Genomic DNA, 25,968 nt, shown 5'->3' with positions numbered 1-25,968 from the left:
CGTCCTCGGCCGCGCCGGCGAGTTCGACGGCTCCGGTGGCGAGGTCGCGGCGGAACACGTTCTGCCGCCCGCCGTCGACGCCGGGGACGAGGTTGGCCATCCCTGAGCAGGTACGGCTCCCGGCCCGGCGCCGGCCCGTTCGCCAGCCGAGGCGCCAGGACGGCCCGCAACTCGCCGCTGAGCTCCGCGAGTTCCGCCGGGTCGAGCCAGAACGTACCCTGCCGGTAGGCCACCCCCTGGGCGGCCGGGTCGGCGTCCTCGCGGTCGAGGTAGGCGTTGAACTCGGCGATCAGGACGGCCATCGCGGCGGCGAAGCCCCGGCGGTGGTCCTCCCGCGTCATCGCGGCGGCCGCGGCGTCGTCCACGACCGGGCGGTCCTCGCGCAGCCGGTAGTGCCGCTCGACGGCGCCGCGCACCCGGCGCTCCTCGGCGACCTCCAGGAAGCCGGCCTCCGCAAGCAGCGCGACGTGCCGGTACACCGTCACCTTCGACACGCCGGACAGCCGCTCGCACAGCTGCGAGGTGGTGAGCACCTGCCCGCCGGCGAGGGCGTGCACCACACGCAGGCGCACCGGGTGGAGGAGGAGGTCTACCGCTTCGAGGTCCATTGCCCAACGATTTCACAGTCGCTATCATTATCAAAGATGAAAACAGTGCGTCCGGGAGACGACCCGGATGCCGGTTCCCAGGGGGGAAGCACCATGCGCCAGGCGAACGGGCGGGCCATCACCGTCAACGGGCGATCGATCCACGTCGAGGAGTCCGGCCACGGCACCGACGTCGTGCTCTTCGAGTCGGGCCAGGGGCTCGGCCGCGTCTCCTGGGACCCGGTCCTGCCGCTGCTCGCGGACCGTGCCCGGCTGGTCGCCTACGACCGGGCCGGCTTCGGCCGCAGCGCCCGCACCGACGCCCCGCTCGACCTCGACGACCTGGCGGCCGACCTGGTCGCCCTCGCCGAGGCCGTCGCCCCCGACCGGTTCGTCCTGGTCGCCCACAGCATGGGCGGCCTGGTCGCCCGCCTCGCGTACCAGCGCCTCGCGCCCCGGCTGCGCGGCATCCTGATGGTCGACACCACACCGGAGACCGCGCCCGCCTTCGACGCCATCGCCCAGATCGCCCGCCGCGTCGACCGCACGCTCGCCATCGCCCAACCCCTGGTCCGCAGCCGCCTGGTGGCCCGTCTGCTCAGCGGCACCGCCCGCCGGGTCTTCCCCACCGACACCTACGAGACCATGCTCGCCGAGGACTTCGTCCCGGCCGGCCTCGCCCAGACCCGCCGCGAGTTCCGCGCCGTCGCGGCCGCCGTCCCCCGGCTGCGCGCCGAACCCCCGGCACCCCCCGGCTGCCCGACCGTCCTACTGTCCGCCGACCGCCCCCGCCGAGGCGGCGAACGCACCCACCCCGCCCTCCAGGAACACCAGCGCCGCTGGACCGAAACCCTCCCCGACGGCCGCTACGAGACCGTCGACGCCGGCCACTTCATCCAGGGCGAGCGGCCCGACGTGGTCGCCGCCCGGATCCGCGAACTCCTCGACCGCAGCTGAGTGGTGGGCCACCGGGCGTCGGTCGACCGGCCGCAGAACGTCCGCCCGTCCGACCCGATCGCCGACCTTCACCGGTTCAGGCCGACGGCAGCAGTCCGGGCACCGGGCCGCCGCGACGGGACAGCCGGCGCAGGAAGGTCAGCACTCCGGGCGTCCCGACCGCCCAGGCGCGGGACTCGGCGGTCGGGTCGCCGCCGGGGAAGACCGGGCGGCCCGCCGGCCCGCCGGCCCGGGTGAGGAGCAGGGCTGCCAGTTGCTCCGCCGCGTGCCAGTGGCGGGGTTCGCCGGTGGCCGTGGCGAGGTCCACGAGGAGGTCGCCGACTCCGGCCAGGCCGCAGCAGCGGACCACCAGGGCGGTGCGCGGGGCGAGCGTCCGGCAGGTGTCGGCCGCGTCGGCGGCCAGGGCGAGGAGGGCGTCGTCGCCGTACTGGATCCCGGCCTGGACGAGGACCGTGCCGAGGCCGGCCAGGCCCCGGCACCAGGAGAGGTAGCGGCGGGTCGCCCCGGGCCGCAGGGCGGCCGCATTGAGGCGGGGGAGGTCGGCGGCGAGTCCGTCGACGATGCGGCGGGCGGTCCGGCGGGAGGCCTCGTCCGGCCGGGCGAGCAGGAAGTGGGCGATGCCCGCGCGGCCGTGCGCGAAGCCCTCGGCGAGGGCGGCGGTGCCGGGGTTGGGTTCCTCCCCGGGGTCGTCGAGGGGGCGGGCGGTCAGTGCCGTGGCGTACCCGGCGGCCGCCGCGAGGTGCCGGTCGGTGTCCCGGCCGAGGGCGGCGAGCAGCAGGTGGGCGGTGCCGAGCCCGGCCGCGCCGGCGATCTGGTCGGTTCCGACGGGCTCGTGGTGGCGGAGGTACGGGGAGTTCGTACCGGGCGGCGCCGTGCCGAGGGTGTCGGCGGCCAGGGCGAGGAACAGGTCGGCGCCCGCCCGGCCCTGGTAGAGCGAGCCGTCGAGGCGGTCGAGCGCCGGGTGGGCGGCCGTCCAGTCGGCCAGGGCGGTGGCGGCGGCCCGGGCGTCGGGGCGGTCCGCGTGCTCCAGCAGTTCGAGGCCGAGGCCGGCGGCGCCGTCGTAGAGCGACAGCAGGGTGCGGGGTTCGCCGGCGCGCGGGTCGGTGGCGACCAGCTCGCGGGCCATCCGCACGCAGGTGCCGACGGTGTGGTCGACGGCCTCGTCGAGCGGGGCCCGGCGCGGCCCGGCCGAGCGCCGGGCCGGGGGGTGGCCGGGCGGCCTCCCGTCCCGCAGGCCGGCGGCGGCGGCCGCGCGCCGGTCCCGGTCCGGGCTCACCAGGCCCGCGACCAGGGCCACCGCGGAATCCGCTGGGTCCGAAGGCCCGGGGAGGGCCGCGCGCAGGCAGGCCAGGGTGCGGTCGCGGTTGGTCGCCGGCTCGGGGTCGATCACCACCGGGTCGAGGCCGGTGAGGGCGTGGTGGAGCGTGGTGCCCAGCGCGTAGTAGTCCTCGGTGGGGTCGGTCCCGGTGGCGCCGGGCAGCCCGTAGCCCGCCGTGGCCCCGGGCGGGCGGGCGCCGTCGAGGGCGCTGACGCCGAAGTCGACCAGCGAGCAGCGGCCGGCGGCGTCGAGCACCACGTTCGCGGGTTTCAGGTCGCAGACCACCACGCCGCGCGCGTGCACCGCGTCCAGGATCCGCAGCAGTCCGCGCGCCAGGCGCCACCAGTCGCGCCCGCCGGTGCCCGGCCGCAGGTCGTACGGGCCCGCGGCGAGGACGTCGCGCCGCAGGTCGCGCGGCCCGCACGCGCCGCTGACCAGGTACTCGTCGGCGCCGTGCCGGAAGTAGTCGACCAGCGGCGGCACCCCGGGCACCCCGGCCAGGGCGGTGAGCACCCGGCGTTCGTGCCGGAGCCGGCCGCGCGCGTCGGTGCCCGCGCCGTCCTCGCCGACGTGGGCGCGGGCCTGTTTGACCACCACCTCGCGCCCGGTGGCGAGTTCGACCGCGCGGTAGACGTGGCCGTTCGGCGAGCGGGTGATCCCGGCGGTGATCCGGTAACGGCCCTCGCCGACCCGGGTGGTCGGCGGCCGGGCGGCGGCCGCGACGGGCGTGAACGGGTCGCTCGCCCAGGGCGGTTGGCGGTAGCGGGCTTCGGCCAGGCCGGGGAAGACCGCCCCGTCCGGGCCGGTCATGCCGTAGTCGGCGCCGTCGTCCGTGACCCGGAACAGTCCGTAGCGGTAGTAGACCGGCGCGTCCGGCCGGAGCCGGCGGTCGCTCACCACCCGGGGTCCGGCCCAGCCGGCCAGCGCCCGGGCCAACTCCGTTCCCAGCGCGACGAGGTCCGCCTCGTCCGGGTAGACCGTGACGGCCTTGCCCACGGCCGCGGGGCCGCGCAGCCCGCTGTTGAGCTCCCGCAGCACGGCCGCGCCCGCCGCGAACTTCGCGTCGCAGGTGCGGCGCAGCAGGATCGGGACCACCGCGTCCAGCAGCTGCGGGAGTTGGCCCTGCCGGGCGGACAGGTGGAGCTTCCAGCCGTGGGCGCGCGCCGGCATCCGCGGGTCCTGGAGGTACCACCAGTGCCCGTCGGTGTGCAGCGGGCGGCGCGGGCCGGGCGCGGCGGCCGCCAGGTCGGCGACCCGGCGCCGCAGTGCCTCGGCGGAGCCGGGGTCGGGTGGTGTGGTCATCGCTCCGCCCTCCCCCGGTCCGCTTCCTCGGTACGGGTCAGCAGTCCACGGCGCAGTCGAAGCGCGTCGGAACGTAGGTGACCCACGGGTCGGCGAGACACGCGACCGGGGCGAGGTCCGCGTCGTGCTCGTCCTCGAAGACGATGGCGTCCTCGTCGATGTCCAGCAGGCCTGCGTCGCGGATCTCGGTCACCACTGCGCTCATGGGTGGTTCCTCCCTTGGGGGTTGGACCTGCTCTTGCGGATCACGCCGGGCGCGCGGGACACCTGGGCACGCTGATCCGACGTGACCCGCAAGAGGGGGCCTGGGCCGGTGTTCCTTGCGGTTGGCGCCTCATGCTAGCCACGCCGGCCGGTCCGCGACAGGGGTACGACAACGCCAACTCGGCCGCTCAGCACCGCGATTCCCGGCGACCGGAACGGATCGTTCAGTCACTCACCAGGCGGCGGCCGGTGATCTCGTCCGGGCTGATCCGGATCCAGCAGGTCCGGCCGCCGCCGGCCCAGGGGATGGCGCCGGGGAGGCCGACCAGGTGGTGCAGGGCGGCGGGGTCGTGCACGTGGTGGGCGGTGCCGAGGAGGAGGACGCTCCAGCCCCGGCCGAGGTACTCGTCGATGTGGTCGATCTGGAAGGAGAGCGCGGTGCCCTCGGCCGGGGCGCCGCGCTCGGTGGTGCGGTAGGCGATGGTGCGGTCGTCGACGACGTAGTTGACGGGGACGACGACCGGGCCCGGCTGGAGCGGCAGGGCGATGCGGCCGACGCCGTGGGTGCCGATCAGCTCCCAGCACTCGGGTTCGGTGAGGCCGAGCAGCCGCGGGTGCGGGCCGGGGCCGCCCTGGCCGGGCGGGGCGTCGGCGCGGCCTTCGAGCAGTTCGCCGCGGCTGAGGCCGAGTGCGGCGGCGATCCGGACGAAGCCGCCGGGGTCGAAGGCCGGTCCGGCTTCGAGCAGGTAGTGCAGGTAGCGGGGGGCCATGGCCGCCTGGTGGGCGAGGTCGTCCTCGCTGAGGCCGAGTTGTTCGCGCCGCTCGGCGATCCGGCCGGCCACGGCGGCGGGTTCGGCCCGGTCGACGGCGTCAGGGGTGTCGTTCACGGTGGTGGCTCCTCGGCTTGCCGGCGGGTGCCCGGGGTCGCGCCCGGCGTCGTGTCCCGGGTCGTGTCCGGGCGGTGACCAGGCCGGATCCATCCAAGCGCCCGGCGTGCGCCAAGTCGAGGAACGGCGGGGCGCCGTGCGTGTCGGCGCGGGGCGGACCGGTGGCCGGCCCACTCGACCGGCCCGCACCCTGCGGGCCCGACCTTGATCGGCTCCGCCCCGCCTGCGATCATCGCGCTGACGTCGAATCAGGTCGGTGTCAGCTACGGGGAGGAGTGCCATCCGTGATCGTTGTGACGGGTGCCACCGGTACGGTCGGGTCGAAGGTGGTCGTGGGGCTGCGCGAGCGCGGCGAGGCGGTGCGGGCGCTGGTGCGCGCCGGTTCGCCGGGCCCGGCGGAGTGGGACGACGCGGTCGAGCGGGTGGCCGCCGACTTCTCGGATCCGGCTTCGCTGGACGCGGCCCTGGCCGGGGCCGACGCCGTCTATCTCCTGGTGGCCGTCCACCCCGAGATGGCCGCCCACGAGCGGAACGTGATCGACGCGGCCGTGCGCACCGGCCGGCGGCCCCGGATCGTGCTGCACGCGGCGGCGGGCGTCGAGCAGCGGCCGGAGGGCGTCCGCTTCGTGGGCGCGCACGTCAGCGGCCTGGACCACCTGCGGGCCTCCGGGCTGCCGTGGACGGTCGTGGCGCCGAACGGCTTCCACCAGAACGTCCTGGGCATGGCCGCGGGCGTCCGGGCCGGCACCCTCGCGGCGCCGGGCGGCGAGGGCGCGGTGTCGTACGTGGACGCCCGGGACGTGGCGGCGGCCGCCGTCGAGGTGCTGGCGACCGAGGGCCACGAGGGCGCGGTCTACACCCTGACCGGCCCGGAGGCGCTGTCGCACGACGCCTTGGCCGAGCGGCTCGCCGCGGTCGCGGGCCGCCCGGTGGCGTACACCGCGCTGGCGCCCGAGGCGGCCCTGGCCGGAATGCTCGACGCGGGCTGGGACCAGTGGCGCGCCGAGGGCATGGTCGAGCTGTACGGGCTGTACGCGGCCGGGTACGCCGCCGCCGTCAGCCCCGACGTGGAGAAGCTCACCGGCCGCCCGGCGCGCTCCTTCGCCGAGTTCGCCGCCGAGCACGCGGCCGCCTTCGCCGGCTAGGCAAGAGGGTTCCAGGACGCCCGTGGTGCCCGCCACGGGCGTCAGCCCGCCGCCGCCGGGGTGGCGCGGTCGCGCCTTGACCGGCGGAGCGGACGGCCCGTCAGGATCCCCGGCGCACGCGGCTGTCGATCCCCGCGGCCGGGGCGCATACTGTCCTGCGCGGCTCGCACCCGCGCGACAGGGCCCGCTCAGGACCCGGCCCGGGCTGCGCCGCTACGGGGAAGGTCGGACGAACGTGGCAATTGTCGTTCTCGTCGTCGTGCTGGCGCTGTTCTGGCTGATCACCGGCGTGCGGGTGGTGCAGCAGTACGAGCGCGGCGTGGTGTTCCGGCTCGGCCGGGTGCGCGAGCAGGTCCGCCAGCCGGGCCTCACCCTGCTGGTGCCGGTGGTCGACCGGATGCGCAAGGTCAACGTCCAGGTCGTCACCATGCCGGTGCCCGCCCAGGAGGGCATCACCAAGGACAACGTCTCCGTCAGCGTCGACGCCGTGCTGTACTTCCGCGTCGTCGAACCGATCAAGGCCACGGTGGACGTCCAGAACTACTCCTTCGCGATGCTCCAGGTCGCCCAGACCTCGCTGCGCTCGATCATCGGCAAGAGCGAGCTGGACGACCTGCTCTCCGGCCGGGAGAACCTGCACCAGGGGCTGGAGATCATGATGGAGAGCCCGGCCACCGGGTGGGGCGTGCACATCGACCGGGTGGAGATCAAGGACGTCAGCCTGCCCGACTCGATGAAGCGCTCGATGGCCCGCCAGGCGGAGGCCGACCGCGAGCGCCGGGCCCGGATCATCACCGCGGACGGCGAGTTCCAGGCCGCCGCCAAGCTCGCCGAGGCCGCCGTCACGATGTCCGAGACCCCGGCGGCGATGCAGCTGCGGCTGCTGCAGACGGTGGTCGAGGTCGCGGCGGAGAAGAACTCGACGCTGGTGCTGCCGTTCCCGGTGGAGCTGCTGCGCTTCTTCGAGGCCTCAGCCGCCCGGACCGCCGAAGCGGGCTCCGCGCCGGCGCCCGCCGTCCCGGCCCAGGCGCCGTCCGACGCGGGCTGACGGCCCGCCCGCACGACCACGGCCGGTCCGGGGCCCGCCCCTGACCGGCCGTCGGCCATCGACCTGACCGCCCCTCACGGGCGGACGATCGGCAGCAGCACCTCGTCGACGATCTCCGCCGGGTCGAGCTGCGCCGGCGCGCCGCCGCACATCTTGACCCGGTACAGCATCAGCGCCGGGACGACGTCGGTGACCAGCGGGGTGACGGACCCGGGCCGGACCTCGCCCCGGGTGGCACCGCGGGCGAGCACCTCGGCGATCAGCGCGGCGGTGGGCTCCACCACCCGCTCCAGCACGATCGCCAGGAAGGTGTGGGCCCGCTGCTGGTCCAGCTCGCCCATGATGGCCCGCACGGCGGCCCCGGGTTCGCTCAGCATCGCCGCGCGCAGCCTGGTCACCACCTCCACCAGGTCCCCGCGCAGGCCACCGGTGTCGGGCGGCGGGCCGACCGGGGGCAGGCAGGCGCGCAGCGCGTCCTTGACCAGTTCCTCCTTGGAGGGCCAGCGCCGGTAGAGCGCGGCCTTGCCGGTCTGCGCGGCGGCGGCGACGCCCTCCATGGTGAGCCGGGCGTAGCCGTCGGCGGTGAGCTGCTGGAGGGCGGCCTCGAAGATGGCATTCTCCAGCGCCTCACCGCGCCTCCGGAGCGGGGCGCCCGTCGCCGGTCCGCGCGCGACTGCGGGTTCAGCGGGCATGGCTGCGCACCTTCTTCGGTTCCACCTCTCGACACGCCCGTTCACCGGCTGTCCGTAATGAACGGATGTGTTCCCTATATCCAGGGCCACTGTCGATGTTAGTGAACGAACCCGTCCCGTCCCAATCGCTCGCCCCCCGGCCGTCGCGGGCCGCGCCGGCGCCGTCCGACCGGCCTGCCATGGTTCTCCCTCCCCTCTCCCGCGCGACGCGACCGCCCGCCGGAGCGCGATCGCGTCCGGGCCGGAGACCGTCGATACGCGGGGCCGCCGTCAGGACACCGTCAGTGACGGCGCCCGCACAGTCAAGGGGGCGTCAGGATCGCCCGCCCCCCGAGGGTCCGCGGCCTAGGCTCGGACTCGTCCCCGCCCGGCTGACGCGGGCCCAGCGCCCCGTCACCGACCTCCGGAGCACCCTTAGCCGCCCACACCCGATCGATCCGCCGTGTCGGACGATACGCAACGAAGGTGAGGTCCCCGTGGCCGTTCTCGGCGCCTTCCACCGCCGCCAGCCCCTCCCCGCCAGCTGGCCCGCATCCGCGCCGGCGCGCGGCTCGGTGGCCGCGACCCTGTCCGCGATCGTGCGCAGGCTCGCCGACAGCCCCCTGGACAACTCCGTGCTCCAGGCCGTGGGCGCCCCGACCGCCTCCAGCGGCACCGGCGCCGCCCGCCGCACGGTGCGGATGCGGGCCAGCTGGCGGGCCGTCACCACCCCCGACGGCACCCGCCGGCTCGAAGCCCGCTGGGGCCCCGGCCGCTGAACCGGGCCCGCCCCGGCGGCCCCGACAGCGCGGGGCCATCACGTGCGCACGCGTGCACGCATCGGGCTCACGCCGACCTACGATGAGCACATGAGCACAAGCACCGACCTGGCAGCTGCACACGGCTCGCAGGAGCAGGAGCAGGACAGCGGCGAGCGGCTGGACGTCGCCGCGTCCGTCCTCGCCCTGCTCGCGGACCGCACCCGGCTCGCGCTGCTGCACCGGCTCGGCGCGGGCGAGGCCGACGTCACCTCCCTCATCGAGGCCTGCGGGGCCCCGCGCACCTCCGTCAGCCAGCACCTCGCGAAGCTCCGCCTCGCGGGCCTGGTCACCACGCGCAGGGACGGGCGCCGCGTCGTCTACTCGCTGCGCCACGGGCACCTTCGGCGCCTGGTCGACGAGGCGCTGAACGTCGCCGACCACCAGATCGGCTCCCTGCCGCCGCACGACTGACCCACCGCACGACAGACCCAACTCGCCCCGACCCGCCCCGACCCGACCCGCCCCCGCAGACCGGAACGGCAGCGAGGGCCGCGCCATCGCAACTAACACGTGCACACGTATGCACGTGTTGGATACGATGGTGCCGCCGCACCACGCCGCCGACCGGGACGGGGCCGATGCTGTCCACACTGCGCAACCGCACCTACCGCCACCTGTTCGCAGCCCAGGTCATCGCCCTGGTGGGCACAGGCCTGGCCACCGTGGCGCTGAGCCTGCTCGCCTACGACATCGCCGGCGCCGACGCCTCGGCCGTCCTCGGCACCGCGCTGGCCGTCAAGATGGTCGCCTACGTGGCCGTCGCACCGGCGGTCGGCGCCCTCGCCGACCGCATTCCGCGCCGAACGCTGCTGGTGGCGATGGACCTCACCCGCGCCGCCGTCGCGCTCGCGCTGCCGTTCGTCAGCCAGGCCTGGCAGATCTACGTCCTGATCTTCCTGCTCCAGGCCGCCTCGGCCGCCTTCACACCGGCCTTCCAGGCCACCATCCCCGAGGTGCTGCCGGCCGAACGGGACTACACCCAGGCGCTGTCGATGTCCCGCCTCGCCTACGACCTGGAGTCCCTGTTCAGTCCCGCGCTCGCCGCGGGCCTGCTCGCGCTGGTCCCGTACACCTGGCTGTTCACCGGCACCACCGCGGGCTTCCTCGCCTCCGCCACCCTGGTCGTCTCCGTCGTCCTGCCCAAGCCCGCCCCCGTCGAGCGGACCGGCGGCGTCTACGCCAAGGCCGCCTTCGGCGCCCGCCTGTTCTGGGCCACCCCCCGCCTGCGGGCCCTGCTCGCGCTCGACCTCGCGGTCGCCGCCGCCGGGGCGATCGTCTTCGTCGACACGGTCGTCGCGGTCCGCGAACACTTCCACCGCCCGGCCGGCGCGGTCTCGCTCGCCCTGGGCGCCTACGGAGCCGGCTCCATGCTGACCGCCCTGCTCCTGCCCCGGCTCCTGCGGCGGCTCTCCGACCGCGCCGTCATGCTCCCGGCCGCCTTCGCGCTCCCCGCCGTCCTGGCCGCCGTCGCCGCCGTCACCGCCGCGGCCCCGGGCGGCTGGTCCTGGGGCGCGCTGCTGGCGTCCTGGGCCGCGATCGGCGCCGCCTGTTCCGCCGTCCTCACGCCGGGCGGGCGCCTGATCCGCCGCTCCGCCGCCGACGCGGACCTGCCGGCCGCCTTCGCCGCGCAGTTCTCCCTCTCACACAGCTGCTGGCTGCTCACCTACCCCCTCGCCGGCTGGCTCGCCGCCGGCGCCGGCCTCCCGGTGACGGCCGTCGTCCTCGGCGCCATCGCCCTGCTCGCCGCCACCGCCGCCACCGCGATCTGGCCCACCCTCGACCCCGCCAGGCTCGACCACGTCCACGCCGACCTGCCCCCGGGCCACCCCCACCTCACCGACGCCCACCCGGCCGCGGACGGCTGGCTCCACGGCCACGACTACGTCATCGACCGGTACCACCGCCACTGGCCGCAAGGCCTCGCCGCGCGGGCCAACTAGTCGGTCCTGCCCGGCGGGGCGACAACTCCATCACCCGGGAGGGTCAATCCAGCGGGAATAAATGAAGAGCTGTTCATGTATTCCTGTATGGTCGACGCGTCGCCCCGTCGTGTCCGCGTGGAGGAACACCACAGCCATGTCCGCAACCCTCACCGAGCGCCCAGCCGCCGCAGCCCCGCGCGGCGGAGCCGCTCCCAAGCGCCGTACGCGCGTCTTCGCGCTGGCCGAGGCCCGCTGGGCCGCCGCCGCGACCGTCGCCTTCCTGACCGCCCTACCGCTCCAGCTGGCCAGCGCCCCGGCCTGGGCCTGGGGGTCGCTGTACGCGATCGCCTACGCCACCGGCGGCTGGGAGCCCGGCTGGGCCGGACTTCAGGCGCTGCGCGAGAAGACCCTCGACGTCGACCTGCTGATGATCGTCGCCGCGATCGGCGCGGCCTCGATCGGGCAGGTGATGGACGGCGCGCTGCTGATCGTCATCTTCGCCACCTCGGGCGCGCTGGAGGCGCTGGCCACCGCCCGCACCCAGGACTCGGTGCGCGGCCTGCTCGACCTCGCCCCCAGCACCGCCACCCGCCTGTTGGACGACGGCGGCGAGGAGACCGTCGCCACCGAGGACCTGGTGGTCGGCGACACCATCCTGATCCGCCCCGGCGAGCGCGTCGGCGCCGACGGCCGCGTCCTGGACGGCGCGAGCGAGATCGACCAGGCCACCATCACCGGTGAGCCGCTGCCGGCCGCCAAGCAGCAGGGCGACGAGGTCTTCGCCGGCACCCTGAACGGCACCGGCGCCCTGCGGGTGAAGGTCGAGCGCGACGCCTCCGACTCGGTGATCGCCCGGATCGTCGCCATGGTCGAGGAGGCCTCGGAGACCAAGGCCCCCACCCAGCTGTTCATCGAGAGGGTCGAGCAGCGCTACTCCCTGGGCATGGTCTTCGCGACCCTCGCCGTCTTCCTCGTCCCGCTGGCCTTCGGCGCCGCCGTGACCGGCTCGCTGCTGCGGGCGATGACCTTCATGATCGTCGCCTCGCCCTGCGCGGTGGTGCTGGCCACCATGCCGCCGCTGCTGTCCGCGATCGCCAACGCCGGCCGCCACGGCGTCCTGGTGAAGTCCGCCGTCGTGATGGAGCGGCTCGGGCAGGTCGACGCGGTCGCGCTGGACAAGACCGGCACCCTCACCGAGGGCACCCCCCGGATCACCGACCTGCTCCCCCTCGCCGGCAGCGGCCTGGACGAGGACGAACTGCTGGCCCTGGCGGCCGCCGCCGAGCACCCCAGCGAGCACCCGCTGGCCCGCGCGGTGGTCGACGCCGCCCGCCGGCGCGGCCTCGACCTGCCGGTCGCCGAGGGCTTCGCCTCCACCCCCGGCATCGGGGTGACCGCCACCGTCTCCGGTGCCGTCATCGCGGTCGGCGCCCCCGCCCGGCTCCTCGCCGGCGCCGCCGACGCGCCCTCCACCGAGGCGGAGGGCAAGGCGGAGGCCACCGCCGTCGCCGAGGAGCTGGAGCGCGACGGGCGCACCGCCGTCCTGGTCCAGCGCGACGGCGTCCCGGTCGGCGTGCTCGGCATCGCCGACCGCCTGCGCCCCGACGCCGCCGCCACCGTCACCGCCCTGGCGGCCCTGACCGGCGCCGCCCCGGTGCTGGTGACCGGCGACAACCCGCGCGCCGCCGCCCGCCTCGCCACCGAGGTCGGCATCACCGACGTCCGCGCCGGGCTGCTCCCCCAGGACAAGGTCGCCGCCGTGCAGGAGCAGGAGCGGGCCGGGCGCAAGGTGCTGGTGATCGGCGACGGCGTCAACGACGCCCCCGCCCTCGCCGCCGCCCACACCGGCATCGCGATGGGCCGGGCCGGCTCCGACCTGGCGCTGGAGACCGCCGACGCGGTCGTCGTCCGCGACGAACTCGCGACCGTCCCCACGGTGATCGCGCTGTCCCGGGCGGCCCGGCGGCTGGTCGTCCAGAACCTGGTGATCGCCTCGGTGTTCATCTCCGGCCTGGTCGTGTGGGACCTGGTCGCCACCCTGCCCCTGCCGCTCGGTGTCCTCGGCCACGAGGGCTCGACCGTCATCGTCGGCCTCAACGGCCTGCGGCTGCTGCGCGAGAGCGCGTGGAAGCGCGCGGGCGCCACCGGGCCGCGGCCGGTTCAAGAGCCGGTTCAGAAGCCGGTTCAGGAGCCGGCGCGGGCCCGGCGCAGCAGGTAGGCGCCGGAGGCGGCGGCGAGCAGCGCCATGCAGGCGGTGAAGACCAGGCCGGCGTGGGCCAGGCCGATCGGCGCGGTGAGCAGGCCGATGCCGATCACCGGGATCGAGATGCCGAAGTAGGCGACCACGAAGAGCGCCGACAGGGCGCCGCCGCGGTGCTCGGCGGGCGCGGCGGCGGCGATCTCGCCGACCGCTCCGCGCAGGCCCATGCCCTGGCCGGCGCCGCCCACCAGGGCGCTGAGCACCAGCAGTGGCAGGGCCGTCCAGGCGAGGGAGCCTGCCATCAGGGCCAGCCCGGCGATGAGCACCAGGCAGCCGATCGGGATCGCCCGGGCGGTGCCCAGCCGGGGCACCAGGAGCTGGCCGAGGATGGAGGCGAAGAAGGCCGTGCAGACGATCAGGCCGACGACGGCCGGGCTGTGGACGTCCAGCCGCTGGGCGAGGAAGGCCGGGCTGACGGAGGTGAAGACGCCCAGCAGGGAGAAGCCCGCGAACGCGGCGAGGCCGGCCGGGACGAACACCCCGCGGACCTCCGGCGGCAGGGACGGCCGGCGCGGCCGGGCGGTGCGCAGCGGGCGGGCGCCGGTGACGGTCTCCGGCAGGAGCCAGGTGACGGTGAAGGAGGCGGCGAGCAGCACCAGGTGCACGGCGAACGGCAGGGTGAGGGGGTGGCGTGTGTACTCGGCGAGCAGTCCCGACAACACCGGTCCGCAGCCCAGGCCGCCGATGTTGGCGGCGGTCGCGACGAAGCCCGCGCGGGCCTGGTGTCCGGGTGGGGCGAGCTCCAGGACGTACGCGGTGGCGGTGCCGGTGAACAGGCCCGCGGACAGGCCGGACAGCAGGCGGCCCAGGGCCAGCAGCGGGAGGCCGCCTTCGGCCAGGAAGGCGAGGGCGCTGCACGCCGCGAGTGCCAGTCCGCAGAGCAGGACGGGCCGGCGTCCGACGGAGTCGGAGACGTTGCCGACGAGCAGCAGGACGCCGATGACGCCGAAGGCGTAGATGGCGAAGACGACCGTCACCATCAGTTCGGAGAAGCCGATCTGCTCCTGGTACAGCCCGTACAGCGGGGTGGGCAGGGTGGTGCCCGCCATGCAGACGGCGAAGCCGGCGGCCGCCCCGAGGTAGCCCGCCCGGCCCATCGCGGGTCGCGCGGTCTGATGATCGGTCATTCGCCCACGGTAGGCGCCCGCCGATGCCGGGCCCGCGACGCGCGGGCGCGGTTACGCCGATCGGCTCCACGGGCGGATCGCCCACCCGAAGGCGCCCCCGCATCCGATGCACCGTCAACTGGCCTGCCATAAAGCAGAATCCGTTCGCGTCCGCCCCCTTGTCAAAGGTTAGTGATGTTTCCTAACTTAATGTCATGTCCGAGACCTCACGGCACTCCCGGCGCGACCTCCTGCGAGTGAGCGCGGCGGGCGGTGCCGCCTTCGCCGCGGGCAGCCTCCTGCTGCCCGGCGCCGCCCAGGCCGCCCCCCGCCCGACCGCCCTCGACACCCCGACCCTCCCCTCGCCCCGCAGCGACCAGACCGCCGGGTCCGCGCTGCGCCCCTTCGGCCGGCACCTGGCCTTCGGGGCCGACCCCTCCCAACAGGTCGTCGTCTCCTGGCAGGTGCCGGGCGCGGTGACCGCCCCCTTCGTCCGGATCGGCCTCCAGCCCGGCGACTTCGGCTCCCCGATCGCCGCCGAGGTCCGCACCCTGGTCAGCAAGCTGTCCTGGCAGCACCCGGTCGAGGACCAGCCCCTGGTCAAGCCCACCACCGTCACCCAGTACTACCTGCACGCGCAGGTCGACCAGCTGATCCCGGACACCACGTACTACTACGTCGTCGGCCACCAGGGCTACGACCCCGCGGGGCAGCGCGCCCGGCTCGGCGACGTGGCGAGCTTCCGCACCGCGCCCGCCCCCGGCCGCGGCGCCGGGTTCACCTTCACGGCCTTCGGCGACCAGGGCATCGGGTACAACGCGGCCGCCACCGCCAACCTGATCGCCGGCCTCGACCCCGCCTTCCACCTCCACATGGGCGACCTCTCGTACGCCAACAGCGGCGGCAGCGGCAAGACCAGCGACCCCTACGACGCCCGCCTGTGGGACTCCTTCTTCGTGCAGAACGACCCCGTCGCCTCCCGGACCCCGTGGATGATGGCGATCGGCAACCACGAGATGGAGGCCTGGTACGGCGCCGACGGCTACGGGGGCGTCCGCGCCCGGTTCACGATGCCCGACAACGCCTGGGCCCAGTCCACCGGCATCTACTCCTGGCGCTGCCAGAACGTCGGCCTGATCAGCCTCGACGGCAACGACATCTGCTACAACACCGCGGCCAACCTGAACTACACCAAGGGCAAGCAGAAGAAGTGGCTGGAGAGCCGGCTCGCCGCGCTCCGCGCCGACACCACCATCGACTTCGTCGTCGTCTACCTGCACCAGTGCACGTACTCCACCTGCCACGACAACGGGGCCGAACTCGGCGCGCAGCAGGACTGGGCCCCGCTGTTCGACAAGTACCAGGTGGACCTGGTGCTCAGCGGCCACAACCACGTCTACGAGCGGACCGACCCCATCCGCTCCGGCAAGCCCACCCGCAAGGTCGCCTCCGGAGACACCGTCAATCCGCTGAAGGACGGCACCACGTACGTCGTCGCGGGCGGCGGTGGCGGCGGGGTCTACTCCTTCCCCGTCGCCGACACCTACCTCGGGCACGAGACGAAGAACGACTCCCCCGTCCCGATGGTGGTCGCCGATCCGACCGGCCACAACCAGACCGTCAAGGTCACCTGGTCCAGGGTCCGTTACACCGGTTACTGCCTGGTGGCGGTCGACGTGACGCCCGCCGCCGCCGGCAAGCCGGCCCGCATGGCGGTGCGCTCGATCACCGAGGACGGCACCGCCGTGGACCAGTTCACCGTGCAACGCGGCTGACCCGACAACCGCGCCCGGACGGCCCGCGCCCGGCCTGCCTGCTCCCCGCCGGCCGGGCCGGGCGCGGCCGCCGGGCCGGCGGGGTGCGCGTCAGTGCTCCGTGGTGACGGTGAAGCCCTGCGGGGCGCGCAGGTCGACGGCCCCGGTGTGGTCGGTGGACACCTCGATCGGCAGGCCCGCCACCGTCAGGCCGGTGAACGTCAGCGACTCGTAGCCGGCGGGGAGTTGGGCGCGCACCCGGAGCCGACGGTTGGGGGCGTCGGCCTCCAGGCCGAGCAGTGCCTGCACCACCTGGACGGAGGCCGCGGCGGCCCAGGCCTGCGGGCGGCAGGAGGCCGGGTAGGGGACGGGGCGGGCGAACTCGGCGCGCGGGTGGCCGCCGAAGAGTTCGGGCAGGCGGTGGTCGAAGGCGGCCGCCGCGCGGACCAGGCCGGCGGCCAGCGGCGCGGCGGCGGCGTGCAGCCCGGCGCGGGAGAGGCCGTGGACGGCGATGGCGCTGTCGTGCGGCCAGACCGAACCGGTGTGGTAACCGAGCGGGTTGAAGCCGGCTGCGGCGGCGTCCAGGGTGCGCAGCCCGAAGCCGCTGTCCATGCCGGGGGCGGTGAGCCGGCCGGCGACCAGGGCGCTCTCCTGCGGGTCGAGCAGGCCGGTGCCGAGCAGGTGGCCCATGTTGGAGGCGATCGAGTCGACCTGGTGCTTGCCGCCGTCGAGGGCGACCACCGGGTACGGGCCGTGCGCGTCCTCGGTCCAGAACCGGTCGCGGAAGCGCAGCCGCAGCTCCTCCGCCCACTGCCGCCAGCGGTCGGCGCCGGGCCGGCCGAAGGCCTCCAGCAGGTCGGCCGAGGCGACGGCGGCCTCGTAGGCGTAGGCCTGGACCTCACTGAGCGCGATGGGGGCGTCGGCGATCCGGCCGTCGCGGAAGCGGATGCTGTCGGAGGAGTCCTTCCAGCCCTGGTTGGAGAGCCCCTTGCCGGAGCTGTCCACGTACTCCAGGAAGCCGTCGCCGTCCGCGTCGGCGTGGTCGGCCAGCCAGGCGAGGGCGGCCTCGGCGTGCGGCAGCAGGTCCTCGACCTGGTCCTCGGGCATGCCCCAGCGCCAGGCGTCGTGCAGGAGGGTGAGCCACAGCGGGGTGGCGTCGGCCGTGCCGAAGTAGCAGGGCGGCAGGTGGGAGCCGTTGTCGAGGTGCTGCTCGTCGCGGCGGACCTCGTGGAGGATCTTGCCGGGCTGCTCCTCGGTGGCCGGGTCGAGGGCGCGGCCCTGGCGGCGGGCCAGGGTGCGCAGCGTGCCGGCGGCGAGTTCGGTGCCGAGCGGGAGCATCATCCGGGCCGCCCAGAGGGAGTCGCGGCCGAACAGGGTGAGGAACCAGGGGGCCCCGGCGCCGAGGAAGTGGTCGGCGGGCTGCAGCGGGTCGGTGAGCAGGAGGCCGCGCAGGTCGTGGTGGGAGCGGGTGATCCAGTGCGCGAGGTGGTGGTCGCGGCCGGTGATCCCGGGGGTGCGCCACGGGGCGGCGTCGGCGGCCGGGGCGGGGAAGAGGTCGCCGTCGCGGTGCTCGGCGGTGCACTCCAGGACGGCCTGCCAGCTCTGGCCGGGGGCGAGTTCGAGGTCGAAGCCCAGGGTGCCGGTGTCGGCGGCGAGGTGGTCGGGCGCCGGCTCGACGGTGAGGGCGGCGCTGAGCGGGCCCTCGCTCCAGCGCAGGCCGTTCGAGCCGGCGGTGGGCGTGCGGATCTGGGTGGCGCGGCCGGCCTTGACGCTGTCCATCGCGGCGAAGTCGCTCTCCGCGCGCAGGTCCAGGCGCAGGCGGGCGGTGAGGTCGCCCGCGTTGCGGACGGTGTAGCGCTCGACGAGGCGGCCGGGGTGCAGCTCCCGGCGGCGTTCCAGGGTGACGGCCGGGTCGGGGGTGAGTTCGGCGATGCCGCGCAGCACGGTGACGAAGGTGGTGCGCCCGTCCTCGCCGTGCGCGGTGGCGACGGGGGTGTTGGGGACCGCGGCGACGCCGGCCTCCAGGCGGGAGAGGATCCGGCGGTCCCCGTGGTAGAAGCCGTCCGCGCCTTCGCCGATCCGCCCGTCCGGGCGCGAGGCACAGAAGCTCGGGGCGGCCACGGAGAGCTGGGCGTCGTGCAGGAACGGCTGCAGGGCGATCGCTGACATGGTCTCTTCATCCTCGTTTTGGGGCTTGACAGTTGCTTCCACTCGGGCGCAACCTTTCTGCCATTGGAGCGTTCCAAGACATTAACCCCCCTGGTGGGGAAGATGGAACCCCGTATTGGAACGCTCCAAGATCTTGTCAATGAAGACAGAACCTAGGATCGCCGTCATGCATGCACACTCATCGCCCCGGCCCAGGACAGGGTCCGCCGCGACCCTCGAAATGGTCGCCGCCCGGGCCGGCGTGGGCCGTCAGACGGTGTCCAACGCGATCAACTCGCCCGAGCTGCTGCGCCCGCAGACGCTGGAGCGGGTCCAGCGCGCGATCGACGAGCTCGGCTACCGCCCGCACCGGGCCGCGCAGGCGCTCAAGACCAGGGCCAGCCGGCTGATCGGCTACGGCATCCGCTCCAGCAGCACCGGCGTCCCGACCCCGGTCCTGGACCAGTTCCTGCACTCCCTCTCCGAGGCCGCCGACCAGGCCGGCTACCGCGTGGTGCTGTTCGCCGTCGCCCCCGGGGACGACGAACTCACCAGCTACCAGCAACTGCTCGACGAGCACGGCGCGGACGGCTTCGTCCTCAGCAGCACCGACCGCGGCGACCGCCGCCAGGGCTGGCTGCACGAACGCGGCGTCCCGTACGTCGCCTTCGGCCGCACCTGGTCCGGCCGGGACGTCGGCGACTGGGTCGACGTCGACGGCTCCGCCGGGACTTCGGCCGCCGTCCGGCACCTGGCCGGGCTCGGCCACCGCAAGATCGGCTTCCTCGGCTGGCCGAAGGGCTCCGGCGTCGGCGACGACCGCGCCCGCGGCTGGCAGAGCGCGATGCGCGAACTGGGCCTGCCCACCCGGGGCCGCCGGGCCGAGAGCCCAAACGACCAGGCGAGCGCCACCGAGGCCGCCGAACGGCTGCTCGCGACCGGCGCGACCGCGGTGGTGACCGCCAGCGACACCCTGGCGCTCGGCTGGTACCAGGCGCTGCGCCGCGACGGCCGCACCCCCGGCCCGGACGCGGCCGTCATCGGCTTCGACGACTCGCCGATCGCCCCCCTGCTGTTCCCGTCGCTGTCCAGCCTCGCCCAACCGCTCGACGCGGTCGGCCGCGAGTGCATGCGGCTGCTGCTGGAACGCCTCGGCGACCACCAGCGGCCGACCGAACACGTGCTCCTGGAACCGGAGCTGGTCCTGCGCGAAAGCGTCTGACCGCCACTCCCCCGAAACCATCTCCGCCCACTCCCCCACCCACCCTCGCAAGGAGATCCCGCATGGCCACCTCCCGCACCCTCGCCGCGGCAGCCGTCTGCGCGGCCGTCACCCTCGGCGCCGTCACCGGCTGCTCCTCCTCCGGCGGCTTCGGCGACTCACCGGCCAAGCAGTCCTCCGGCGGCAACCAGAGCCTGACGGTGCTGATCGCCACCTCCGGCGAGGCCGAGACGGCCGCGGTCAAGGCCGCCACGGCCGACTGGGCCAAGAAGACCGGCAACACCGTCACCGTGCAGATCGCCAGCGACATCAACCAGCAGCTCGGCCAGGCCTTCGCCGGCGGCAACCCGCCGGACCTCTTCTACGTCAACTCCGACCAGTTCGCGAACTACGCCAAGGGCGGCTCGCTGTACGCCTACGGCGACCAGATCCCGGACGCCGCCGACTTCTCCGAGCCGCTGCGCAAGGCCTTCAGCTACGACGGCAAGCTCACCTGTCTGCCCAAGGACACCTCCACCCTGGGCCTGGCGATCAACACCACGCTGTGGCAGCAGGCCGGCCTGACCGAGGCCGACTACCCGACCAGCTGGCAGCAGCTCTCCGACGACGCCGCCAAGCTCACCAAGGACGGCGTGACCGGCCTGGTGACCGCCCCCGACTACCAGCGGCTCGGCGCCCTGCTGAAGGAGGCCGGCGGCTGGATCACCAACCCCGAGCAGACCGCGATGACCGCCGACAACCCGGCCAACAAGCAGGCGCTGGAGTACGTGCAGTCGATGATGAAGGCCGGCTCGGCCAAGTACGTCGCCGAGGTGGACGCCGGCTGGGGCGGCGAGGCGCTCGGCAAGGGCAAGGCCGCGATGACCATCGAGGGCAACTGGCTCAAGGGCGCGATGGCCAAGGACTACCCGAACGTCCAGTACAAGGTGCTCCCGCTGCCCGCCGGCCCGGCCGGCCCCGGCACCCTCGCCTTCAGCAACTGCTGGGGCATCGCCGCCAAGAGCCAGCACCAGGCGGCCGGGGTCGACCTGGTCAAGCACCTCGCCTCCGCCGACCAGCAGCTGGAGTTCGCCCAGGCCTTCGGCGTGATGCCCTCGCGCACCAGCGCGCTGAGCGCCTACGCCCAGAAGTACCCCGAGTCCAAGGCTTGGGTCGACGGCGTCGCCAACGCCCAGGCGCCGGTCACCATCGCCGGGTTCACCAAGGTGCTCACCCAGTTCAACACCGACCTCCAGTCGCTGAAGACGGGCGACCCGGCGGCCATCCTGGCCACCCTCCAGCGCAACGGCGAGCAGGCCATCAAGAATGCCAAGTAACAGCTCCACCGGCACGATACGCCGGCGCGGCCTGCGCGAGGGAGCATGGGGCTGGCTGTTCGCCGGCCCCATGGTCCTGGTCCTCGGCCTCTTCATGGTCCTGCCGATCGGGATGGCCCTGTGGGTCAGCCTGCTGCACTGGGACGGCCAGTCCAACCCGTTCAGCGGCAGCGCGGACTTCATCGGCCTGGACAACTACCGCCGGCTGTTCGCCGAGGACGGCCTGGACCGCACGCTGTTCGCCACCTCGATGCGCAACACGCTGTACTACGTCCTGCTGACGGTGCCGCTGCAGACGGTGCTGGCGCTGCTGCTCGCCATCCTGGTCAACCAGCGGATGCTGCGCGGCCGGGGCGCCCTGCGCACGGTGTTCTACTTCCCGTCCGTCACCAGCTCGATCGCGATCTCGACGGTCTTCCTGTTCCTCTTCCAGGGCAGCGGCGCCGTCAACCGGATGCTGGACTGGCTCGGGGTCAAGGGGCCGAACTGGTTCGCCGACCCGCGCGGGGTGATCTGGCTGGTGCTCGGCTGGTTCGGCCTGGACCAGCCCGCCCCGGGCACCGGCGGCCCGCTCGGGCTGTCCTGGTCGGAGTGGTTCGCCGGGCCCTCGGTCGCGATGTGCACGCTGATCCTGATGGCGGTGTGGACCACCTCCGGCACCTTCATGCTGATCTTCCTCGCCGCCCTCCAGGACATCCCGCGCGAACTGGAGGAGGCCGCCGCGCTCGACGGCGTCAACCGCCGCCAGCTGCTGCGCCACGTCACCCTGCCCGCGCTGCGGCCCGTCCTGTTCCTGGTGCTGACCCTCGGCCTGATCTCCACCTGGCAGGTCTTCGACCAGGTGTACGTGATGGGCAAGGGCGCGCCCGGCAACACCACCCTCACGCCCGCCTACCTGTCCTACTCGGCCGGCTTCGACAACGCCGACTTCGGGCAGGGCGCCGCCATCGCGTTCGTCCTGCTCGGCCTGATCCTGCTGCTCACCGCCGTCCAGCGGTGGGTCCTGCGGGAGCGGGACGGCAAGCCCCGCCGCAGCCCGAAGGGAGCCCGCCGTGCCGCACGCTGACCGCAAGCCCGCCGTGGACAAGCCGATTCTCGGCCGCTTCCCCCGGCCGCTGCGGATCCTCGGGTACGCCGTCCTGCTCGGCTTCGCGCTGCTCTACCTGCTGCCGTTCCTGCTCCAGCTGGTGAACAGCTTCAAGACCGACCCGGACGCGGCCGCCCACCCGATGTCGGTGCTGCCCGACGGCGGCACCCTGGCCTCCTACCGGCGGCTGTTCGGCCTGGCGGAGGGCGTCGAGAACATCCCGTTCCTGCGCTGGCTGGGCAACAGCGTGGTGGTGACCGTCCTGGTGACGGCCGGCCGGGTGCTGTTCGACTCGATGGCGGGCTACGCGCTGGCCCGGATCAGGTTCCCGGGCCGCCGGCTGCTGTTCGCCTTCGTGCTGGCCGTGATGGCGGTGCCGGGCGTGGTGCTGCTGATCCCGAAGTTCCTGGTGCTGAAGAGCTTCGGCATGTTCGACAGCTACAGCGGCATGATCCTGCCGCTGCTGGTCGACGCCGCCGGGATCTTCATCATGAAGCAGTTCTTCGAGTCGGTGCCGCGCGAGATCGAGGAGGCGGCGCGGATCGACGGCGCCGGGACGTTCCGGATCTTCTGGTCCGTCGTCCTGCCGATGTCCCGGCCCTCGCTGATCACGCTCACCGTGCTCTCCTTCCAGGGCTCCTGGAACGAGTTCACGCACTTCCTGGTCTCCACCCAGTCCAGCGAACACGACACCCTCACCACCGGTCTGGCGCACTTCGTCTCCGGCGGCCTCGGCTCCGGGACGCAGTACCCGCTCAAGCTGGCGGCGGCGCTGGTCTCCACCCTCCCGGTGGCGATCCTGTTCTTCTGCTTCCAGCGCCACTTCGTGCGCGGCGCCAACTCGGGCTCGCTCAAGGAGTGAGCCCGGCCCGGCCCTGCCCTGCCTGTACACCCCCCTCTGCCGAACCTTCCTGTGAACCCTTCTTGGAGAACCACGTGCCCGCCCGTATCGAGGACTACGCGCTGATCGGCGACATGCAGACCGCCGCCCTGGTCGGCAGGGACGGCGCCGTCGACTGGCTGTGCCTGCCCCGCTTCGACTCCCCGGCCGTCTTCGCCGGCCTGCTGGGCACGGACGAGCACGGCTTCTGGCGGATCGCCCCCGGTGACGCCCCGCCCGCCCACCGGCGGCGCTACCGGGGCGACTCGCTGGTCCTGGAACAGGAGTGGGACACCGCCGGGGGCACCGTCCGGGTGATCGACTTCATGCCGCCGCGCGGCACGGCGGCCCCGCAGCTGATCCGGATCGTCGAGGGCGTCGCCGGCACCGTCCGGATGCGCTCGGCGGTGCGGATGCGCTTCTCGTACGGGCGCATCGTGCCCTGGGTGCACCGGGTCGAGCAGGCCGGAGGCGGCCACCGCACCGTCGCCGTGGCCGGGCCCGACTCGGTGTGGCTGGACGGCGAATCCGAGACCTACGGCCGCGACCTCACCACCTACGCCGACTTCACCGTCACCGCCGGCGAGCGGATCGCCTTCGCGCTGACCTGGCAGGCCTCCCACCTCGGCGCCCCCGACCGGCCGGACGCCGAGCAGGCACTCGCCGCCACCGAGGAGTTCTGGCGCGACTGGGCCGCCCAGTGCACCTACCAGGGCCCCTACCGCGAGGCCGTGATCCGCTCCCTGATCACCCTCAAGGGCCTCACCTACGCCCCCACCGGCGGCATCGTCGCCGCCCCCACCACCTCACTGCCCGAGGACATCGGCGGCGTCCGCAACTGGGACTACCGCTACACCTGGCTACGCGACGCCACCATCACGCTCTCCTCGCTGCTGCGCACCGGCTACCGCGACGAGGCCAAGGCCTGGCGCGAGTGGCTCCTGCGCGCCGTCGCCGGCGACCCGGAGAACCTCCAGATCATGTACGGCATCGCCGGCGAACGGGAGCTGGTGGAGACCGAACTCGACTGGCTGCCCGGCTACGAGGGCTCCCGCCCCGTCCGGATCGGCAACGGCGCCGCCGGGCAGCTCCAACTCGACGTCTACGGCGAGGTCGTCGAGGCCCTGCACCTCGCCCAGCACACCGGCCTGGCCCGCAACGACCACGCCCACCTGCTGCAACTGCGGCTGATCTCCTGGCTGGAGCAGCACTGGCAGGAGCCGGACGAGGGCATCTGGGAGGTCCGCGGCCCGCGCCGGCACTTCGTCCACTCCAAGGTGATGGCCTGGGTCGCCGTCGACCGAACGGTCCAACTGCTGGAGCAGACCGACTGCGAGGGACCACTGGAGCGCTGGCGCGCCCTGCGCGACACCATCCACGAGGACGTCTGCACCCACGGCTACGACCCGGACCGCAACACCTTCACCCAGTCCTACGGCTCGCAAGAACTCGACGCCTCGCTGCTGCTCATCCCCCAGGTCGGCTTCCTGCCGCCGGACGACAAGCGCGTCATCGGCACCGTCGAGGCGATCCAGCGCGAACTGTCCACCGAGGACGGCTTCGTGCTGCGCTACCCCACGAGCGGCGGGGTGGACGGCCTGCCGGGCGACGAAGGCGCCTTCCTGGCCTGCTCGTTCTGGCTGGCCGACGCCCTGGCGATGATCGGCCGGACGGACGAGGCGCACCAGCTGTTCGACAAGCTGCTGTCCATCCGCAACGACCTCGGGCTCCTGGCGGAGGAGTGGGACCCGCGGCTCAAGCGCCAGGTCGGCAACTTCCCGCAGGCCTTCAGCCATGTGCCATTGATCGACACCGCACTGCGCCTCGGCCGGGGCTGAGTCGGTCCGAAATAATCGGCCACCCCCTTGTTGATGATGTGATCAAATGTGTAAGCACTGTGGCGCTTGACGCCACCGGGGAGGGACCGGTCTGACCATGTGGTCAGGCCCCGTTACACAGGAGACGTACCATCAACACCGCCATTCGCCGGGCCGCGCGCGGAACCGTTCCCGTCGCCGTCACCGCATCCGTGCTCGCCGCCGGCCTGGCCGCCTGCGGCACCGTCGAGCAGCTGTCCGCCGCGCAGAAGGTGTCCAAGGCCTTCACCAAGGTCGGCGAGGGCAAGGCCGCCGGCCTCACGTTCTCCGTGGACGCCACGCCCGAGCAGATCATCGCCTTCGGTGCGGCCACCGGCGACAAGGTCGACCCGAAGAGCGCCGACGCCGTGTCCGGGCTGAACTTCTCCGTCGCGGTGTCCGCCGACAAGCCCCTGAAGGACCTCGACACCTTCAAGAACGCGCAAAGCAACGGCGCCGACAAGGACCTGACGCTCGACAAGTCGGTGCGCCTGTCCTACGTGCTCTCCGACCGGAAGGGCACCGCGCTGCTGGAGTACCGCCAGGTCGACGCCAAGGCGTTCCTGCGCGCCGACGCCAAGGGCCTGGTGAAGCTGGTCGGCGAGGACCCGTCGCAGGTCGACGCCATCAGCAGCGACCTGCCCGCCGAGCTGAAGCCGGTCAAGGACGTGCTGGCCGGCAAGTGGGTCTCCTTCGACCTGCAGAAGCTCGCCGACGAGACCAAGAAGTTCGACGGCGCCAAGGCCACCCCGAGCACCCCGAGCGGACAGCCCTCGCTGGACCCGGAGTCGGCCAAGCAGCTGACCAACTCCCTCAAGGACGTCCTGTCCCGCACCGTCACCTTCGAGGACAAGGGCAAGAAGGACGGCGCCGAGCACATCTGGATGAGCGCCCCGGGCCGCCAGCTGGCCGACGAACTGCTGAAGGCCGTCAAGCCGCTGGCCGCCAAGTTCCCCCAGCAGTTCGGGAAGCTCCCCACCTCCGTCCCGAGCACCGTGCGCGAGGACAAGGTCGGCGCCGACCTCTACCTGAAGGACGGCAAGCTCTCCGCCGCCACCTTCGACCTCGCCCAGCTGGAGGCGAAGGCCGCACCGGGCGTCAACTTCCCGGTGAAGCTCGCCTTCAACCAGAACGCCCCGACCGTCGAGGCCCCCGCCGACGCCGTCACGCTGACCAGCGACGACATCCAGAGCGCCATGCTCACCCTCCTCACCTCCGGCGCCACCAGCGGGGGCAAGGGCGGCACCGCCCCGGGCACCCCGGGCACCCCGGCGCTCACCCCCGGCAAGCCGCTGACCCCCGCCCAGGCCGAGGAGCTGAAGGCCCTCGGCCTGCCCCTGGCGCAGCAGGAAATGTTCAGCAAGCTCGGCATGGGCTACGAGGACATGAAGAGCCTCGCCCAGGAGGGCTGATCCCCGGCTCTCCCCCACGGCGCCCGGCCGGCCGCGACAGCGGCGGGCCGGGCGCCGCTGTTCGA

21 protein-coding genes are annotated in these 25,968 nt (G+C 73.9%); 14 read left to right on the top strand and 7 right to left on the bottom strand.

Annotated elements, in window-relative coordinates; genetic code table 11:
* The coding region (locus AB0R04_RS27510) for a helix-turn-helix domain-containing protein (RefSeq protein ID WP_363375846.1) at positions 1–608 on the bottom strand (608 nt) is incomplete at its 3' end.
* A 93-nt stretch (positions 609–701) separates the two neighbouring features.
* On the opposite strand from AB0R04_RS27510, the gene AB0R04_RS27505 reads away from it, so the two are divergent.
* A complete protein-coding gene (locus AB0R04_RS27505; protein ID WP_363375845.1) occupies positions 702–1,544 on the top strand; it encodes an alpha/beta hydrolase in 843 nt (280 codons plus the stop codon).
* 76 nt (positions 1,545–1,620) lie between these two features.
* Here AB0R04_RS27505 and lanL read toward each other — a convergent pair whose 3' ends face one another.
* The 3 genes from lanL to AB0R04_RS27490 all read right to left on the bottom strand — a co-directional run bounded on the left by lanL (position 1,621) and on the right by AB0R04_RS27490 (position 5,255).
* Complete coding sequence (lanL, locus tag AB0R04_RS27500; RefSeq protein ID WP_363375842.1) at positions 1,621–4,164, bottom strand: class IV lanthionine synthetase LanL; 2,544 nt, start codon at positions 4,162–4,164, stop codon at positions 1,621–1,623.
* Between the two features lie 37 nt (positions 4,165–4,201).
* Positions 4,202–4,369, bottom strand: a complete 168-nt coding sequence (locus AB0R04_RS27495) for an SflA family class IV lanthipeptide (protein ID WP_167745841.1) — start codon at positions 4,367–4,369, stop codon at positions 4,202–4,204.
* 223 nt (positions 4,370–4,592) lie between these two features.
* Positions 4,593–5,255, bottom strand: a complete 663-nt coding sequence (locus AB0R04_RS27490; protein ID WP_363375841.1) for a pyridoxamine 5'-phosphate oxidase family protein — start codon at positions 5,253–5,255, stop codon at positions 4,593–4,595.
* A gap of 284 nt (positions 5,256–5,539) precedes the next feature.
* On the opposite strand from AB0R04_RS27490, the gene AB0R04_RS27485 reads away from it, so the two are divergent.
* Complete coding sequence (locus tag AB0R04_RS27485) at positions 5,540–6,400, top strand: NAD(P)H-binding protein (RefSeq protein ID WP_363375838.1); 861 nt, start codon at positions 5,540–5,542, stop codon at positions 6,398–6,400.
* A 235-nt stretch (positions 6,401–6,635) separates the two neighbouring features.
* The gene (locus AB0R04_RS27480) at positions 6,636–7,448 is read left to right on the top strand and encodes a slipin family protein (protein WP_363375836.1); all 813 of its coding nucleotides are present in this window, start codon (positions 6,636–6,638) and stop codon (positions 7,446–7,448) included.
* A gap of 74 nt (positions 7,449–7,522) precedes the next feature.
* Here AB0R04_RS27480 and AB0R04_RS27475 read toward each other — a convergent pair whose 3' ends face one another.
* On the bottom strand, positions 7,523–8,140 hold the full coding sequence (locus AB0R04_RS27475; protein ID WP_363375833.1) for a TetR/AcrR family transcriptional regulator C-terminal ligand-binding domain-containing protein: 618 nt from the start codon (positions 8,138–8,140) through the stop codon (positions 7,523–7,525).
* A 476-nt stretch (positions 8,141–8,616) separates the two neighbouring features.
* Here AB0R04_RS27475 and AB0R04_RS27470 point away from each other — a divergent pair, with 476 nt between their 5' ends.
* The 4 genes from AB0R04_RS27470 to AB0R04_RS27455 all read left to right on the top strand — a co-directional run bounded on the left by AB0R04_RS27470 (position 8,617) and on the right by AB0R04_RS27455 (position 13,080).
* Positions 8,617–8,898, top strand: coding sequence for a hypothetical protein (locus tag AB0R04_RS27470; protein WP_363375831.1), 282 nt, complete (start codon positions 8,617–8,619; stop codon positions 8,896–8,898).
* A 90-nt stretch (positions 8,899–8,988) separates the two neighbouring features.
* A complete protein-coding gene (locus tag AB0R04_RS27465; protein ID WP_363375829.1) occupies positions 8,989–9,351 on the top strand; it encodes a metalloregulator ArsR/SmtB family transcription factor in 363 nt (120 codons plus the stop codon).
* Between the two features lie 167 nt (positions 9,352–9,518).
* Entirely contained in the window at positions 9,519–10,880 is a 1,362-nt protein-coding gene (locus tag AB0R04_RS27460) for an MFS transporter (RefSeq protein WP_363375826.1), read from the top strand.
* 136 nt (positions 10,881–11,016) lie between these two features.
* Entirely contained in the window at positions 11,017–13,080 is a 2,064-nt protein-coding gene (locus AB0R04_RS27455; RefSeq protein ID WP_363375824.1) for a heavy metal translocating P-type ATPase, read from the top strand.
* Here the strand turns inward: AB0R04_RS27455 and AB0R04_RS27450 are convergent.
* Positions 13,047–14,219, bottom strand: a complete 1,173-nt coding sequence (locus AB0R04_RS27450) for an MFS transporter (RefSeq protein WP_063345903.1) — start codon at positions 14,217–14,219, stop codon at positions 13,047–13,049. The genes AB0R04_RS27455 and AB0R04_RS27450 overlap by 34 nt on opposite strands.
* Positions 14,220–14,443: 224 nt before the next feature.
* Here AB0R04_RS27450 and AB0R04_RS27445 point away from each other — a divergent pair, with 224 nt between their 5' ends.
* Entirely contained in the window at positions 14,444–16,003 is a 1,560-nt protein-coding gene (locus AB0R04_RS27445) for a metallophosphoesterase family protein (protein WP_363375821.1), read from the top strand.
* 90 nt (positions 16,004–16,093) lie between these two features.
* Here the strand turns inward: AB0R04_RS27445 and AB0R04_RS27440 are convergent, their stop codons facing one another.
* Entirely contained in the window at positions 16,094–18,151 is a 2,058-nt protein-coding gene (locus tag AB0R04_RS27440; protein WP_363375818.1) for a glycogen debranching N-terminal domain-containing protein, read from the bottom strand.
* A 166-nt stretch (positions 18,152–18,317) separates the two neighbouring features.
* On the opposite strand from AB0R04_RS27440, the gene AB0R04_RS27435 reads away from it, so the two are divergent.
* From AB0R04_RS27435 to AB0R04_RS27410, 6 genes are all read left to right on the top strand, one after another.
* On the top strand, positions 18,318–19,352 hold the full coding sequence (locus AB0R04_RS27435) for a LacI family DNA-binding transcriptional regulator (RefSeq protein ID WP_363375817.1): 1,035 nt from the start codon (positions 18,318–18,320) through the stop codon (positions 19,350–19,352).
* Positions 19,353–19,414: 62 nt separating this feature from the next.
* Positions 19,415–20,668, top strand: a complete 1,254-nt coding sequence (locus AB0R04_RS27430) for an extracellular solute-binding protein (RefSeq protein ID WP_363375814.1) — start codon at positions 19,415–19,417, stop codon at positions 20,666–20,668.
* Complete coding sequence (locus tag AB0R04_RS27425; protein ID WP_363375812.1) at positions 20,658–21,734, top strand: sugar ABC transporter permease; 1,077 nt, start codon at positions 20,658–20,660, stop codon at positions 21,732–21,734. Before AB0R04_RS27430 ends, AB0R04_RS27425 begins: the two co-directional genes overlap by 11 nt.
* On the top strand, positions 21,721–22,617 hold the full coding sequence (locus AB0R04_RS27420) for a carbohydrate ABC transporter permease (RefSeq protein ID WP_208869026.1): 897 nt from the start codon (positions 21,721–21,723) through the stop codon (positions 22,615–22,617). Before AB0R04_RS27425 ends, AB0R04_RS27420 begins: the two co-directional genes overlap by 14 nt.
* Before the next feature lie 74 nt (positions 22,618–22,691).
* Complete coding sequence (locus tag AB0R04_RS27415) at positions 22,692–24,473, top strand: glycoside hydrolase family 15 protein (protein ID WP_363375809.1); 1,782 nt, start codon at positions 22,692–22,694, stop codon at positions 24,471–24,473.
* A 191-nt stretch (positions 24,474–24,664) separates the two neighbouring features.
* Positions 24,665–25,903, top strand: coding sequence for a hypothetical protein (locus AB0R04_RS27410; protein WP_363375806.1), 1,239 nt, complete (start codon positions 24,665–24,667; stop codon positions 25,901–25,903).
* Positions 25,904–25,968: the final 65 nt, after the last annotated feature.

It is taken from the genome of Kitasatospora sp. NPDC056731 (genome assembly GCF_040687675.1).
Taxonomy (GTDB): domain Bacteria; phylum Actinomycetota; class Actinomycetes; order Streptomycetales; family Streptomycetaceae; genus Kitasatospora.
This window is presented reverse-complemented; position numbering and strand designations above follow the sequence as displayed.

Bases quoted from the DNA above. Each gene is read 5' to 3' on its own strand.
- AB0R04_RS27505 (WP_363375845.1), top strand. From the start codon at position 702: ATGCGCCAGGCGAACGGGCGGGCCATCACCGTCAACGGGCGATCGATC.
- lanL (WP_363375842.1), bottom strand. From the start codon at position 4,164: ATGACCACACCACCCGACCCCGGCTCCGCCGAGGCACTGCGGCGCCGG.
- AB0R04_RS27495 (WP_167745841.1), bottom strand. From the start codon at position 4,369: ATGAGCGCAGTGGTGACCGAGATCCGCGACGCAGGCCTGCTGGACATC.
- AB0R04_RS27475 (WP_363375833.1), bottom strand. From the start codon at position 8,140: ATGCCCGCTGAACCCGCAGTCGCGCGCGGACCGGCGACGGGCGCCCCG.
- AB0R04_RS27465 (WP_363375829.1), top strand. From the start codon at position 8,989: ATGAGCACAAGCACCGACCTGGCAGCTGCACACGGCTCGCAGGAGCAG.
- AB0R04_RS27460 (WP_363375826.1), top strand. From the start codon at position 9,519: ATGCTGTCCACACTGCGCAACCGCACCTACCGCCACCTGTTCGCAGCC.
- AB0R04_RS27455 (WP_363375824.1), top strand. From the start codon at position 11,017: ATGTCCGCAACCCTCACCGAGCGCCCAGCCGCCGCAGCCCCGCGCGGC.
- AB0R04_RS27450 (WP_063345903.1), bottom strand. From the start codon at position 14,219: ATGGGCCGGGCGGGCTACCTCGGGGCGGCCGCCGGCTTCGCCGTCTGC.
- AB0R04_RS27445 (WP_363375821.1), top strand. From the start codon at position 14,444: ATGTCCGAGACCTCACGGCACTCCCGGCGCGACCTCCTGCGAGTGAGC.
- AB0R04_RS27440 (WP_363375818.1), bottom strand. From the start codon at position 18,151: ATGTCAGCGATCGCCCTGCAGCCGTTCCTGCACGACGCCCAGCTCTCC.
- AB0R04_RS27435 (WP_363375817.1), top strand. From the start codon at position 18,318: ATGCATGCACACTCATCGCCCCGGCCCAGGACAGGGTCCGCCGCGACC.
- AB0R04_RS27430 (WP_363375814.1), top strand. From the start codon at position 19,415: ATGGCCACCTCCCGCACCCTCGCCGCGGCAGCCGTCTGCGCGGCCGTC.
- AB0R04_RS27425 (WP_363375812.1), top strand. From the start codon at position 20,658: ATGCCAAGTAACAGCTCCACCGGCACGATACGCCGGCGCGGCCTGCGC.